Annotated in this window: 13 protein-coding genes; 8 read left to right on the top strand and 5 right to left on the bottom strand. The window is 60.2% G+C overall.

Translation table 11 applies throughout. The annotated features are described in order from the left end of the window. Positions 1–99: 99 nt before the first annotated feature. Positions 100–2619 carry an ATP-dependent helicase HrpB gene (hrpB, locus tag P3G59_RS25300; protein ID WP_277759410.1) on the top strand — a complete coding sequence of 840 codons (2520 nt, stop codon included), beginning with the start codon at positions 100–102 and terminating at the stop codon, positions 2617–2619. Positions 2620–2730: 111 nt separating this feature from the next. Here the strand turns inward: hrpB and P3G59_RS25295 are convergent, their stop codons facing one another. Continuing rightward, positions 2731–3645, bottom strand: coding sequence for a LysR substrate-binding domain-containing protein (locus P3G59_RS25295; protein ID WP_277759409.1), 915 nt, complete (start codon positions 3643–3645; stop codon positions 2731–2733). A gap of 221 nt (positions 3646–3866) precedes the next feature. Here P3G59_RS25295 and P3G59_RS25290 point away from each other — a divergent pair, with 221 nt between their 5' ends. From P3G59_RS25290 to P3G59_RS25275, 4 genes are all read left to right on the top strand, one after another. Continuing rightward, entirely contained in the window at positions 3867–5357 is a 1491-nt protein-coding gene (locus P3G59_RS25290) for an aldehyde dehydrogenase (protein WP_277759408.1), read from the top strand. Between the two features lie 501 nt (positions 5358–5858). Further along, complete coding sequence (locus tag P3G59_RS25285) at positions 5859–6845, top strand: ABC transporter substrate-binding protein (protein WP_277759407.1); 987 nt, start codon at positions 5859–5861, stop codon at positions 6843–6845. 10 nt (positions 6846–6855) lie between these two features. Beyond that, complete coding sequence (locus tag P3G59_RS25280) at positions 6856–7659, top strand: ABC transporter permease (RefSeq protein ID WP_277759406.1); 804 nt, start codon at positions 6856–6858, stop codon at positions 7657–7659. Next, positions 7647–8483, top strand: coding sequence for an ABC transporter ATP-binding protein (locus tag P3G59_RS25275; protein ID WP_034153794.1), 837 nt, complete (start codon positions 7647–7649; stop codon positions 8481–8483). Before P3G59_RS25280 ends, P3G59_RS25275 begins: the two co-directional genes overlap by 13 nt. Before the next feature lie 130 nt (positions 8484–8613). Here the strand turns inward: P3G59_RS25275 and P3G59_RS25270 are convergent, their stop codons facing one another. The 3 genes from P3G59_RS25270 to P3G59_RS25260 form a co-directional block, all read right to left on the bottom strand. Next, positions 8614–9534 carry a hypothetical protein gene (locus P3G59_RS25270; protein WP_277759405.1) on the bottom strand — a complete coding sequence of 307 codons (921 nt, stop codon included), beginning with the start codon at positions 9532–9534 and terminating at the stop codon, positions 8614–8616. A gap of 52 nt (positions 9535–9586) precedes the next feature. Further along, a complete protein-coding gene (locus P3G59_RS25265; protein ID WP_277759404.1) occupies positions 9587–10666 on the bottom strand; it encodes an endonuclease/exonuclease/phosphatase family protein in 1080 nt (359 codons plus the stop codon). 75 nt (positions 10667–10741) lie between these two features. Then, positions 10742–11416 carry a YciC family protein gene (locus P3G59_RS25260; RefSeq protein ID WP_277759403.1) on the bottom strand — a complete coding sequence of 225 codons (675 nt, stop codon included), beginning with the start codon at positions 11414–11416 and terminating at the stop codon, positions 10742–10744. 178 nt (positions 11417–11594) lie between these two features. On the opposite strand from P3G59_RS25260, the gene P3G59_RS25255 reads away from it, so the two are divergent. From P3G59_RS25255 to P3G59_RS25245, 3 genes are all read left to right on the top strand, one after another. Continuing rightward, the gene (locus tag P3G59_RS25255) at positions 11595–12353 is read left to right on the top strand and encodes a DUF2076 domain-containing protein (protein WP_277759402.1); all 759 of its coding nucleotides are present in this window, start codon (positions 11595–11597) and stop codon (positions 12351–12353) included. Positions 12354–12491: 138 nt separating this feature from the next. After that, positions 12492–12971, top strand: a complete 480-nt coding sequence (locus tag P3G59_RS25250) for an NYN domain-containing protein (protein ID WP_007949802.1) — start codon at positions 12492–12494, stop codon at positions 12969–12971. Between the two features lie 41 nt (positions 12972–13012). After that, positions 13013–13618 (top strand): 3'-5' exonuclease, encoded by a 606-nt coding sequence (locus P3G59_RS25245; protein WP_277759401.1) that lies wholly within the window; start codon positions 13013–13015, stop codon positions 13616–13618. 130 nt (positions 13619–13748) lie between these two features. Here the strand turns inward: P3G59_RS25245 and P3G59_RS25240 are convergent, their stop codons facing one another. After that, a complete protein-coding gene (locus P3G59_RS25240; RefSeq protein ID WP_277759400.1) occupies positions 13749–14204 on the bottom strand; it encodes an Lrp/AsnC family transcriptional regulator in 456 nt (151 codons plus the stop codon). Positions 14205–14302 lie beyond the last annotated feature (98 nt).

The raw sequence follows: 14302 nt of genomic DNA, 5'->3' as shown, positions 1-14302 counted from the left end.
CTGAGTCATTTGAAAACGAAGCGTAGTCGTCTGGAATTAAGACCCTGACGAACGCCCGGCAGTTCGCCGTTATACTCGGCCCTCTGTTTGGGAGCCAGCATGAATTCTTTGCCAATCGATGACGTTTTACCCGCCCTGCGTGAAGCCTTGGCGACGCGCCACGAAGCTGTGCTCGAAGCACCGCCCGGTGCCGGTAAAACCACCCGCGTGCCTTTGGCCTTGCTCAATGAAGCGTGGCTGGCCGGGCAGACCATTCTGATGCTTGAGCCGCGCCGTCTCGCCGCGCGTGCAGCGGCGGAACGTCTGGCCAGCGAGCTGGGCGAGAAGGTCGGTGAAACCGTCGGTTATCGCATTCGTCTCGACAGCAAAGTCGGCCCCAATACCCGTATCGAAGTGGTCACCGAAGGCATTCTCACCCGGCGTTTGCAGGATGATCCGGCGCTGGAAGGCGTGGGCTTGCTGATCTTCGACGAATTTCACGAGCGTAGCCTCGACGCCGATCTGGCACTGGCCTTGAGTCTGAACGGTCGCGAACTGTTCCGAGCTGAACAGCCGCTGAAGATTTTGCTGATGTCGGCCACATTGGAAGGTGAACGTCTGGCCGGGTTGCTGGATGACGCGCCGATCCTGCGCAGCGAAGGGCGCATGTATCCGGTGACGATGCGCTGGGGGCGGCCGTTTCAGCCCGGCGAGTACATTGATCAACGCGTCACGCAAACCGTGCTCGAAGCGCTGCACGATGAAACCGGCAGTCTGTTGGTTTTCCTGCCGGGGCAGGCGGAAATCCGCCGCGTCCACCAGCAATTGGCCGATGCCATCGGTGAGCGCAGCGATGTGTTGCTCTGCCCGTTGCACGGTGAACTCGACCTCAATGCGCAACGCGCGGCGATCGATCCAGCGCCGGCCGGCCAGCGCAAAGTGGTGCTGGCGACCAATATCGCCGAGACCAGTCTGACCATCAACGGCGTGCGTGTAGTCATCGACGCCGGGTTGGCGCGGGTGCCGCGTTTCGATCCCGGCAGCGGCATGACGCGTCTCGAAACCCAGCGGATTTCCAAAGCCAGCGCCACTCAGCGCGCGGGCCGCGCCGGACGATTGGAACCGGGTGTTTGCTATCGCTTGTGGTCGCAGGATCAGCACGAACAACTCGCGGCTTATGGCAGTGCGGAAATTCTTTCGGCGGATCTCGCCAGCCTCGCGCTGCAATTGGGGCGCTGGGGTGTCACGCCGGGCGAACTGGTGTGGCTCGACGTTCCGCCAGCGGCAGCTTATGCACAGGCGCAGGATTTGCTGCAACGGCTCGGTGCGCTGGAAAGTGAGGCGCTGACTTCCCACGGTCAAGCCATGGCCGAGCTGCCGGCGCATCCGCGCATCGGTCACTTGTTACTGCGCGGTCAGGCGTTGGGCCTGGCGAACATGGCGTGCGATGTTGCTGCACTGCTTGGCGAGCGCGATATCTTGCGTGGCGCCGGGGCTGATCTGCACAGTCGTCTGGTACTGCTCTCTGGTGAAGAACGTGCGGCTCGAGGTGCGCAGGGCGGTGTGCAGCGCGCCAGGCAACTGGCGCGGCAATATCGCGGTTATCTGCGTGGCAAGGCGAGTGAGCCGGTCAGCGATCCCGATCATCCGCGTTGGCTCGGCGCATTGCTGGCGCTGGCGTATCCCGATCGTGTTGCGCAACAGCGGCGTGCCGGTGGCGCCGAATACCGTCTGGCCAACGGTCGCGCGGCGCTGTTCGCCGAAGCGGACAGCCTGATGAAAGAGCCGTGGATCGTCATCGCCGATCTCGGCAGCCGTCAGGGCCAGCGCGAAGAACGGATTTATCTGGCGGCGGATTTCGATCCGGCGCTGTTCGATTCGGTGCTCGCCGAACAGGTGCGCAATGTCGATCAACTCGACTGGGACGAACGCGAAGGCGTGCTGCGTGCCGAGCGGCAGCGCAAGGTCGGCGAGCTGATTCTCAGCCGTGAACCGCTGACCGGTCTCGACGAAAATGCGCGCAGTCAGGCGCTGGTCAACCTGGTGCGGCGCAAAGGTCTGGAGCTGTTGCCGTGGACGCCGGAATTGCGTCAGTGGCAGGCGCGCGTGGCGTTATTGCGGCAGTTGGAATTGAACAGTCAGGACGACAGTCAGTGGCCGGATGTCAGCGACGCGACGTTACTGAACACCCTCGAAGACTGGCTGATGCCGTATCTGGGCAAGGTCTCGCGGCTCAGTCATTTCGCCAATCTGGACCTGTCGAGCATCGTCCGCAATCTGCTGCCATGGCCGCTGCCGCAAAAGCTTGATGAACTGGCGCCACATCATCTGAGTGTGCCGTCGGGTTCATCGATTCGTCTGGACTACAGCGAGTTTCCACCGATTCTGGCGGTGCGTTTGCAGGAATTGTTTGGTCTGGCGGATACGCCGCGCATTGCCGGCGGACGACAGGTGGTCAAGTTGCATCTGCTGTCGCCGGCGCGGCGGCCGGTGCAGGTGACGCAGGATCTGGCCAACTTCTGGCGCAGCACCTATGCCGAGGTGAAGAAGGATTTGAAGGGCCGCTATCCGAAGCACTATTGGCCGGACGATCCGTTGGTGGCCGAGGCGACGGCGCGGGCGAAACCGCGCGGAACCTGAAGGGCAAAAGATCGCAGCCTTCGGCAGCTCCTACAGAATTGAAGTCGGCCACAAATAATGGAGCTACCTCGATCTACTGTAGGCGCTGCCACAGGCTGCGATCTTTTGCTGTTAAAGGTGGGTCTTGGCAGTGAGTTGTTCGCGGCAATAATCGGCGAACAACTGCGCCGGTTTGGTCAGTTGCCCGCGCTTGAGCCACGCCGCCACCAAACCCGACCCGGTGACGTTCTCGACGATGTCCACGCACACGACTTTCTTGCCGTCGTAGGTGCATTCCGAATGCGGTCTGGTCACCAGAATCGAGAAGCCGAAACCCTGACCGACCATGCCGCGCACCATCTCGATGGAAGGTGAGCTGAACTCGATTCGCGGCGTCAGCCCCAGTTCTTCAAACAGGCTGACGAAGTAAGTCCGGCTCGGCTGCACGTCGAGCAGGATCATCGGATCCAGACAAAGATCGCGCAGCGACACTTGCTTGTATTGGGCAAAACGGTGGTTGGCGGGCAATAGCGCATACGGGCGTTGCGCGGGCATCAGCGGTTCGGTCTGGATGGTCGCGTCGAGTTCATGTTCATAAAGAATCACCAGATCGAACGCGCCTGACGTCAGGCCTTGCACCAGCTCTTGCTGTTCACCGTCGCGAATGCGGATTTTCACGCCCGGATACAGCGCCGAGAACCCGGCGATCAACTGCGGCAGGTACAACGGCGCGACCGTTTCGAAACACCCGATATCGATCTGCCCGGCGACCACGTCATTGTCGGCGAGGGCATTCTGTTCGAACTCCTTGGCCATGCGCAGCAACTCTTGCGCCTTGCGAAAAAACCGCGCACCGCTTGGCGTCAGCGACACACCTTGGGCGTGATGACGGATCAGCAGTTGCACACCGAAGCTGTCTTCCAGTCCTTTGATCGCGGTGGAAATCGCCGGCTGCGCGATGTACAGCTTGCGTGAAGCCTCGGCAACGCTGCCGCATTCGACGGTGGTGATGAAATACTTCAGCTGACGCAAATTGTAGGCGGCCACGGCAAACCTCAGGACGAGCGGACTCGACTTCAAAGCAATTTGTGCGCCGCCACGTCCATTGCACGACGATGTTTTTATCCTTCAACCATAGTCACCTGCGCAGCGTTCCGGGGAAGTCATTGCCCAGTGTTTTTATTGCCTGCGAAGATATTTTTACTATTTTTAGCCCGCGTGGGCCTGAGCGACCATCGATTCACAATAACGTCTCAGGAGCATCCGTCGTGTTCGAGCTTGCAGAGTGGCAGCGCCGTGCCGTTGCATTGAAGTTTCCCGACCAGGCCGTGATCGACGGCAAATATTGCGCCGCTCAATCGGGGCAGACCTTCGCCGCGATCAACCCGGCGACCGGGCAATGCCTGGCGAATGTCGCCGCGTGTGGTGAGGCGGATGTCGACGCCGCCGTGCGCAATGCGCGACAGGTGTTTGAGGCCGGTACGTGGTCGCAACGTTCTCCGGCCGAACGCAAGCAAGTGCTGCTGCGCTTGGCTGATCTGCTGATGAGTCATCGCGAAGAACTGGCCTTGCTCGACTCGCTGAACATGGGCAAACCGGTGATGGACGCTTACAACATCGACGTGCCCGGCGCCGCCGGGGTGTTCCGTTGGTACGCCGAAGCCATCGACAAGCTCTACGATCAGGTCGCGCCCAGTGCGCCGAATGTGTTTGCGACGATTACCCGTGAAGCGCTCGGTGTGGTTGCGGCGGTCGTGCCGTGGAATTTCCCGTTGGACATGGCGGCGTGGAAGCTTGCGCCGGCATTGGCGGCGGGCAATTCGGTGATTCTCAAACCGGCCGAGCAGTCACCGTTTTCGGCCTTGCGTCTGGCTGAGCTGGCGCTGGAAGCGGGGCTGCCGGCGGGTGTGTTGAACGTCTTGCCGGGGCTTGGCGAGCAGACCGGCAAGGCGTTGGGGTTACACGCGGATGTCGATTGTCTGGTGTTCACTGGCTCCACTCAGGTCGGCAAATATTTCATGGCGTATTCCGCGCAATCAAACCTCAAGCAGGTGTGGCTGGAGTGCGGTGGCAAGAGCGCCAATCTGGTGTTCGCTGATTGTCAGGATCTGGATCTGGCGGCGGAGAAAGCGGCGTTCGGGATTTTCTTCAATCAAGGTGAAGTCTGCTCGGCCAATTCGCGCTTGCTGGTGCAGCGTTCGATCCATGATGAGTTTGTCGAACGCCTGAAAGCCCAGGCCGAGCGTTGGTTGCCGGGGGATCCGCTGGATCCGCAGAGCAGTGCTGGCGCGATCGTCGATCACCAGCAGACGGCGAGCATCATGCGCTTCATTCGCAGTGCCGAGCAGTCGGGGGCGACGCGTGTTTGTGGGGGGGAGCAGCGGCGCTTCAACGGCTCGGATAATTTTATTGAGCCGACCATTTTTACCGGTGTAACAACCGACATGCCGCTGTTTCGTGACGAGGTGTTTGGGCCGGTGCTGGCGGTTATGCCGTTCGATGATGAAGCCGAGGCGATCAGCTTGGCCAATGACAGCGTGTACGGACTGGCGGCCTCGCTGTGGACCGATGACCTCAACCGCGCACATCGCGTGGCGCGGCAGTTGCGCGCGGGCACGGTGTCGGTCAATACGGTGGATGCGCTGGACGTTACGGTGCCTTTTGGCGGCGGCAAACAATCGGGTTTCGGCCGCGATCTGTCGCTGCACTCGTTCGACAAATACACCCAGCTGAAAACCACCTGGTTTCAGTTGCGCTGAGACCGAGTCGCCCCCTTCGCGAGCAAGCTCGCTCCCACACTGGATCTATGTCACACCGAAGATCCCCTGTAGGAGTGAGCCTGCTCGCGATAGCTGTCTGTCAGTTAATACATCTGTGTCTGACACACCGCCATCGCGAGCAGGCTCACTCCTACAGATTCAGTGGTGTCTACAAATCCAGGGTTCGCTCGAGATCATTGTGGGAGCGAGCTTGCTCGCGAATGCGGTGGGTCAGTCACAGGCGTCCCCCCGATCTGCACCCACCTTGCGCACCCCCGCAATCCCCGCCCTTTAGCGGTGCGCACTACCCAGTTTTTTCATCATTTGCAGCCAACAATTTCCTGATTTTCCTCACCGCGCACATGGGCCACCATCGAACTTGCCCGCCAGCCGAATGTTGTCCGCCCAAGCGTCCGCGAGAGACCAACGGCAGCAACTGCACAACGGCCGGCGACCGTACTGCCCATGACAAAACTAAATCAACAGCGTCGGGAGTGCTCCATGATCAAGTCCTTGTGTATTCGTCTTACTCATCCACTGGCAATCACCGCCCTGGCCGCCACGGTCGCGACCAGCGCCCAGGCCGGCACCCTGTCCATCGGCCACACCACGTGGGTCGGCTACGGCACCCTTTACCTGGCTCAGGATCTGGGCTACTTCAAGGAAAACGGCCTGACCGTCGAGTTGCCGGTGGTCGAGGAAGCGTCGATGTACATGGCCGCGCAGGCGTCCGGGCAATTGTCCGGTTCGGCGTCGACCATCGATGAAGTGCTCAAATACCGCCCGCAGTTCTGCTTCAAGGCAGTCGCAGCGCTGGATGACAGCCATGGCGGTGACGGCGTGCTGGTCGGTAAAGATGTGAAGAGCCTGCAGGAACTCAAGGGCAAATCCGTCGCGGTCAACGAAGGCTCCACTTCGCAGTTCTGGCTCTCGTACCTGCTGAAAAAGAATGGCATGACGATGAGCGACATCACCGTGCAGAACATGACCGCAGACGATGCCGCCACCGCGTTCATCGCCGGTCGCGTGCCGGCCGCCGTCACTTGGGAGCCGCACCTGTCGATGGTCCGCGACAAGCAGCAAGGCAAAGTGCTGATCGACAGCAGCAGTACCCCGGGCGTGATCGTCGATGTGGTTGCGCTCAATTGCAGCGTCATAGAAAAACAGCCGCAAGACGTCAAGGCGCTGGTCGCCGGTTTGTACAAAGCCGTGCAGTACACCAAGGACCATCCGGAAGACGCCTACAAAATCATGGCCAAAGGCGTCGGCGGTTACCTGTCTGATCCGAAGGAACTGGCCGCCGCCGCACAAGGCGTGCGCTTCTACGATCAAGCCATGAGCGAGAAACTGCTCGGCTCGCCGGGCAAACCGGGCGACAGCGCCCCGCTGATCAAGCTGGCCAACGAAACCGCCAGCGAATTGCAGGGCAAACCGTACAACGTCAGCAACGACGAACTGGTCGACAACCGTTTCGTCAGCCCGCTCTAGGAGGTTTGCAATGTTCAAGCGCAATTCGTGGCTGAGCCGCAGCCTCACGCCGAAAACCGCTTTGCCGGTGCAAGTGGTATGGAGCGCCAGCGGTCTGGCCTGGGTGTTGTTGGTCGGCCTGTGGGCCGGGTTGTCTTACGGCGGCGTTGTCCCGGGGATGTTCCTGCCGACGCCGGGCGCGGTGGTTGAAGCCGCCGTACGCCTGGGCCGCGACGGCACGCTGGGCACGCATGTCTGGGCCAGCGTCGAAGTGGTGATGGTCGGCTTCATTGTTTCGTCGCTGGTGGCGGTGCCGTTGGGGTTGCTGATGGGCAGCTTCCGCATTGTTCAGGCGTTCCTTGAACCGCTGGTGAACTTCATTCGTTACTTGCCGGTGACCTCGTTTGTGCCGCTGTTCATCTTGTGGATCGGCATCGGTCTGGAGCAGCGCGTGTCGGTGATTATCTTCGGTGTGTTCTTTCAGCAACTGGTGATGATTGCCGACGTCTCGAAGGGCATTTCCAAGGACCTGATCAACGCCTCCTACACCCTGGGCTCCAGTCGCCGTGATGCGGTGTTGCATGTGATCGCGCCGGCCTCGGTGCCCGGTGTACTCGACACCTTGCGCGTGACCATGGGCTGGGCCTGGACCTATCTGGTGGTGGCTGAACTGGTCGCCGCTTCCAGCGGTTTGGGTTACCTGAGCCTGAAGGCCATGCGCGGCTTTCAGGTGGATGTGATTTTCCTCGCCATCGCGATCATCGGCCTGCTCGGTCTGGTCACCGATCAACTGTTCCGTTTTCTTCGCTTGAGGGTTGCCGCATGGGCTCAGTGACTGCTGCCAATCATCGTTTCATCGAACCTGTCGCGACCCCGGCACAAGCCGCGCCACGCTTGCAGGTGGATAAAGTCAGCCTGCGTTACAAGAAGCCTGACGGCGGGACCTTTACGGCGCTGGAAGAGGTGTCGTTCGAGGTGCCGGATCAGCAATTCGCCGTGTTGGTCGGGCCGTCGGGTTGCGGTAAATCGAGTCTGTTGTACCTGACCGCTGGTCTGGCTGAACCGACGTCCGGCGAGATCTACGTTGGCGGCCAGCAAGTGCAAGGCCCCGGCGCGGATCGCGGCATGGTCTTCCAGAGCTACACATTGTTCCCGTGGCTGACGGTGCGGCAAAACGTCGAGTTCGGCCTCAAGCGCCGCGGCATGCCGGCGGCGCGGCGCAAGGAGATTGTCGATTACTACGTTAACGAAGTCGGCCTCGCCGGGTTCGCCGACAATTACGCCAAGCAACTGTCGGGCGGGATGATGCAGCGCGTAGCGATTGCGCGGGCACTGGCCAATGATCCGCAGATTCTGCTGATGGACGAACCTTTCGGTGCCCTCGACAGCCAGACGCGTTTGCAGATGCAGCAGTTGTTGCTGCGGGTCTGGGGCAACAGCAAGAAGACCGTGTTGTTCGTCACCCATGACATCGACGAAGCGATTCTGCTCGGTGACCGGGTCTATGTGATGGGCGCCAAACCCGGGCGGATCAAACAGATACTCGATGTGCCGATCGAACGCCCGCGCTCACTCGACATGGTCATGGAGCGCTCGTTCATCGACATGAAACGGCAGATATTCGGATTGCTGCATGACGACCTGGAAGAAGTGCATTGATTCAGATCTGACACCGAACCCGTAGGAGCTGCCGAAGGCTGCGATTTTTGGTTTTTTAGCGGCAGGATCAAAAGATCGCAGCCTTCGGCAGCTCCTACAGGGTTTTGTGGTGCAGGGGGGCGAAGTCAGTTCAGGGGCGGGCGAACACGGTTTTGACCCAACCCTGCAAAGTGTATTTCTGGTAAATGGGTTCAGGGATATCGACATACGGATCAGTAATGAACTGTTCCGGAATCACCGGGTTGGCCTCATCGATGACCAGAATGTTCGCCGGGTTGTAGAAGTCATAGTCGACCACGCTCTTGTTGGTGGTGATGACTTTTTTCCGTGCAGCCATGGCTTCAAAGAACCGGAAGCTCAACCCGGTCTGGCCGGGTTTGGAAATGTCCAGAATGATCCGCGAGCGCTTGACCAGTTCGCCGACAGACGCCAGTGACATTCTTTGCTCAAAGAAAGTGATGCCCGGATGGGCGCCCGCAATCGGTTTGCACTGCACCAAAAACTTGTAATCAGTCACCCCGAGACGATCGAATGCCTGCGCCAGGCCCTCAAGTGCTGGCACCCGATCCTTGCCCGCCATTACCACAAACGCCGAGTATTCACCGGGTTCGCCGTCGGCGATGTAGTCGTCGTAGATGAAGTTGTAGAGCTTTTTCAGGCCGTGGCTCTGGGCATTTTCCGGGTCGAAGGAAAACACCTCGTCATAGGCGGCAAGGGCTTCGCGGGTCATCGGCCAGCGACTGAAACTGTCGTAGAGGTAGGCGATTTTGTGTTCGCTGGCATTGAGGCCAGCGCTCAGTTGCCGGGGATCGATTTGTGCCGGGTTGATGATCAACGCAACGTCAAAGCGCCCTGATGCACCGATACTCTTCTTGAACTGGCGTAACTGCGCCCAGCGTTTAAGCGGGCGGCGCAGGATCTTCGGCGCTCGATCAAAGCTGTTCTGCGTCGATGATGTATCGATGAAACACACCTCATTGTCGATCCTCAGATAGTCAGCCAGTTTGCGCGCGTAACCACCAATGTCCTTGCACACCAATAAGATTTTCATGGGATTCCATATCGTGAATTCGGGGCGACGAGTCGATGTTCCTCGGCCCTGCCTAGGGCGCCGCCGGCAGCAGGAAGCGCGCAATCACCGGCAAGTGATCGGAAATGCGCAACGTATCGTCCTGGCGCACCATCGCTTCCACCCGTTTGATCTTCGGGCTGTAAAACAGATAGTCGACTGTGCGATCCGGGCCATTCAGGCCGGGGTCGTTGGGGTAGTGGGTCAACCACTGCGCACGGTCGATGCCGCTGGCTTCGTTGTTGGTCGGGATCATCGGGTATTTGTCCCACAGCAGATGCAATTCGCTGTCGGCGGAGTAGGGCGTACGCTGCTCGGCGGGGAGGCGACGAAACTGGCCGAGCGGCAGCAGGTTGAAGTCGCCACCGATCAACCACGGCAGGCCCTGGCTTTCGTACTTGTCGAGCACTTTGGCCACGGCGGTCACTTGTGCCTGCGCGGTGTCATCCGGTTTGCTGGCGCGCTCAAGGTGGGTGTTGAACACGGTGAGCTGTCCGCCGTCACTCAGGGGCAGTTTGGTCGCGAGCAGGGCGTCTTTCGGCTGGAACTGACGGCTGATGAAGTCAGTCGTGGCGACCGGCAATTGCAGGCGTTCGGCGTGTTCGATGCGGTAGCGGCTCAGGGTTGCCAACTGGCGGCCAACGCTGCCGAAGATGTGTCGATCAGGGACGAACTCGGCTTTCCAGTCAAACGTGCTGGCGCTGCACGGATACAGGTCGGCGACGCGTTCCTGCAACAGCTTGAGCTGGTCCTGATAGTCGCTGGCCTTGGCGCCGTCATCGAGCTCCTGCAGCAGCACCACGTCGGGCTGCTCGTCACGGATCACCCGGGCCACTTCGTCGAGGCTGAAGGCCATGTCTTCCAGGGTTGGCGCTTCATCCGTGCCCTCGGCCAGATCATTCCAGAACACGTAACGCTTGCCGGCCAGGTACTGCACGTTCCAGGTCATGACTTTCAGCGCCTGGCCCGGCACCAGCGTCGGTGGTGTGGCGGTGCAACTGACCGGCAGGGTTTCGCGGGCGTCAGGGCGCCAGGTCAGGCTGAACAGCAGCCCGCCGATCAGGGCGATGGCGAGCACGACAAGCAGCAGGGTGTAGCGCAGTAGACGGGTCATGGCTCGGCTTATAGCGTTACAGAAAGTGGCCCCGAGCATACCTGACGGTCGACTCGAAGCCCAAGCACAGTGCCATCAGACGGCTCTGTCACGTTTGTCAGGCAATTCGCTGATCAGCATGAACAAGCGGAACAACACCACACTGGTAAACAGTTGCAGGAAGCTGTGAGCACTGTCGATCAGTACGGCAATCAGCGGATTCTGCGGCTCGGGGTACACCGCCAATGTCGCGCCTTTGAGCAACCACAGCGGTGTCATCACACAGAGAATGCACAGCAGGATCCGCCAGAAGTGTCCACGGGTCAGGCGCAGGCTTTCTTTCATGGCCTGCAAGGGCCCCATGCCGCGCAGCACCAGCAAGTATTCGCCGAACGCGAGCATGACCATCAGCATCAGGCCCGGGAGGAAATACAGCGACAGGCCCAGCAAAATCAGCAAGGTGTTCAGTGCCGTGAGCAAAGCGAAACGTGGCCACAGGGTGGCGGCCATTGCCAGCAGGTCACGGTTGCGCGGCGCCTCGCCACGGCTGCGCGCATCGAGGAACAGGATCAGCGCGGCGGTGTACAGCGGATACACCAGCAGACCGACGACGATACTGATGGCCGAGATATTTTCCGGCCCGGTGGCGCGATCGACCACTTGTTGCAAGAACGCTTCGAAAATCACCAACGGCAGGCACAACTGCACGATGCTGCCCAAATGGCGTTTGAAAAAATACAGAGAGTCGCGCAGCACTTCGAGGGCATTCATCAGTCGGTATCGCAGGTCGAAAACAGTGGCTCACTTTAACCGATGATGGCTGGCGCGACACAAACGTAAACATTCGGTAAAGGTCATTGAAACGTTTTGTCACCGTCTCCATTACAGGAGAGCACCTCGGCCAATGTGGGCGAGGGCAATGTTATCCCCGGCAATCTACGAGGTCGCCATGAACAGCGAAGAGCAAACCCTGATCGATGGACTGTTTTCCCGGCTGCAACAGGCCGAAACGGAGGCAGCCCCGCGCGACGCCCAGGCTGAGGCGCGGATCAAGGAACACCTGACCCGCCAACCGGCTGCAGGTTATTTCATGACCCAGGCGATTCTGGTGCAAGAGGCTGCGCTCAAGAGCCTCGATGAACAGAACAAGCAGCTGACGCAACAAGTTCAGCAGTTGCAGGCTGAACTGCAATCGGCCAAGGCGCAGAGTGCCGCACCGGCGCCGAGCGGTGGCGGCGGTTTCCTGTCGAGCATTTTTGGTGGCAGCCCGCGTCCGGCGCCGACCCAGAGTGCCGCCCCGGCATCCACTGGCGGTTGGCGTGAACCGGCCCCGCAGCAGAATTATGCGGCGCCGGCACCACAACAGAACTTCGGCGCCCCACCACCTAACTACGCACAACAAGCCACTCCAGCAGCAGGCAGCAGCTTCCTCGGCGGCGCTTTGAAAACCGCGGCCGGTGTGGCCGGCGGCGTGATGCTGGCGCAGGGCATCAGCAGCCTCTTTCATCACAATCAGCAGCCGGAAGAAATCGTTGAAGTGATCAAGGAAGAACCGGCGCAGGTCGCCGACCAGAGCAACAGCGGCTGGGGCGATGATCAGCGTGTGGCCGATAACGGCTTCTCTGGCAATGACCAGGGCGGGTTCACCGACACCGACTACAGCGACGACAGCTCATCGTTCTTCGATGACGACGATTCCTTCGTCTGATTCACCATTCGTCCGGAGCCCCTGAGGGCTCCGGGCCGATTATTCGCGGAACCCTCCTGATGGCTGGCATACTGAGCGCCTTTTTCGGGCCTGGCGCCTGATCCCGCTTCGTGCGCTTGCGCGCCCACAGGAACTCCGGTGAAAAAAATCGCAGTGTTCGCCGACGTGCAGAACCTCTACTACACCGTGCGTCAGGCCTATGGTTGTCACTTCAACTACGCCGCATTGTGGGCAGACATCAGCAAGGACGGGCAGATCGTCGAGGCCTACGCCTACGCCATCGACCGTGGTGACAGCAAACAGCAGCAGTTCCAGCAGATCCTGCGCAACCTCGGCTTCACCGTGAAGCTCAAACCGTACATCCAGCGCAGCGACGGCTCGGCCAAGGGCGACTGGGACGTGGGCATCACCCTCGACATCATGGACGCCGCCGACCACGTCGACGAAATCGTCCTGGCCTCCGGTGACGGCGATTTCGACATGCTGCTCGAACGCATCATCAGCAAACACGGCGTGCAAGCGGTCGCCTACGGCGTGCCGGGCCTGACCGCCAACTCGCTGATCCGCGCTGCCAGCCGTTACGTGCCGATCGAAGGCGCGCTGCTGCTGAAGAATTGAACAGCGACTGAAGAATTGATTTGTACGGAGTTGAACCCGGTTTGGAACGCATTGCAGTCATCGACTTTGAAACCACCGGCCTCTCGCCGAACAGCAGCTGCCGCGCCACGGAAATCGCCGTGGTCATGCTGGAAAACGGCCGTATCGTCGAGCGTTACCAAAGCCTGATGAATGCCGGCGTGCGCGTCCCGGCCTTCATCGAACAATTGACCGGCATCAGCAACGCCATGCTGCGCACCGCACCCCCAGCCGAGCGGGTGATGGAAGAGGTCAACGAATTCGTCGGCTGCACGCCGCTGGTCGCGCACAACGCTTCGTTCGACCAGAAGTTCTGGGACTTTGAGCTGGGGCGAATCAAGCGTACGCGGTTGCAGAATTTTGCCTGTTCACTGCTGCTCGCCCGGCGCCTGATGCCGGCGGCGCCGAATCACAAGCTCGGTACGCTCACCACGTTCGCGCGCCTGCCGCACACCGGCCAGGCTCACCGGGCCATGGCCGATGCCGAGATGGCGGCCAACCTGATGGCGCATCTGGCGGAAGAACTGCGGCACAAGCACGGCGTGCGCGAGCTATCGCATGATCTGCTGTGCAAATTGCAGAAAGTACCTGCCGCCAAAGTCACGGAACACTTGCAGCGCTTTCGCTGACCCCGCGCCCCACACAAAATCCCTGTGGGAGCGAGCCTGCTCGCGAAAGCGGTTTTTCATTCAACATGGATGTTGCCTGATACACCGTTTTCGCGAGCAGGCTCGCTCCCACAGGGGGGCATCATCATCCTCAGGATTTGCCGTTGCCTTCGATCTGGCCGAGCGGCACGCGTTTTTCGATGGCGCTCGACAACACAATCGACGTCTTGCTGAACCCGAACTTCGCCACCCGATTGATCAACTCCTCAAGCTCGGGCATCGAGCCCACCGCTCCCTTCATCATCACGCACGGATCGCCCGTCACTCGAAAACACTCGGTGAGTTGCGGGATTTTTACCAGTTCGTCGTAGACCTTCTGACTGCCGTTCTGGTGCAGGCGCAATTCGATCATGCACTGGATCGGCAAGCCGATTTTCGATAGGTCGATTTTCGCCTCATAGCCGGTGATCACCCCGGATGCCTCAAGCTTGGCCACGCGCTCGGCGACGGCGGGGGCGGAAAGGTTCACCTTGCGCGCCAGATCGGCGTAGGACGCGCGACCGTTTTCGAGTAGGGCGCTGAGCAGCATGCGGTCGTATTTGTCCAAGGCCGTACTCCTGAAAATGCCAGACTTTCGAAATCGTGGTTTATCCCGTCGATCTCCGTGATTTCCAAAGTGTACCGGCGAGATAAACAGGTTTTGTA

The organism is Pseudomonas sp. A34-9, assembly GCF_029543085.1.
In the GTDB taxonomy this organism is placed as follows: Bacteria; Pseudomonadota; Gammaproteobacteria; order Pseudomonadales; family Pseudomonadaceae; genus Aquipseudomonas.
This window is presented reverse-complemented; position numbering and strand designations above follow the sequence as displayed.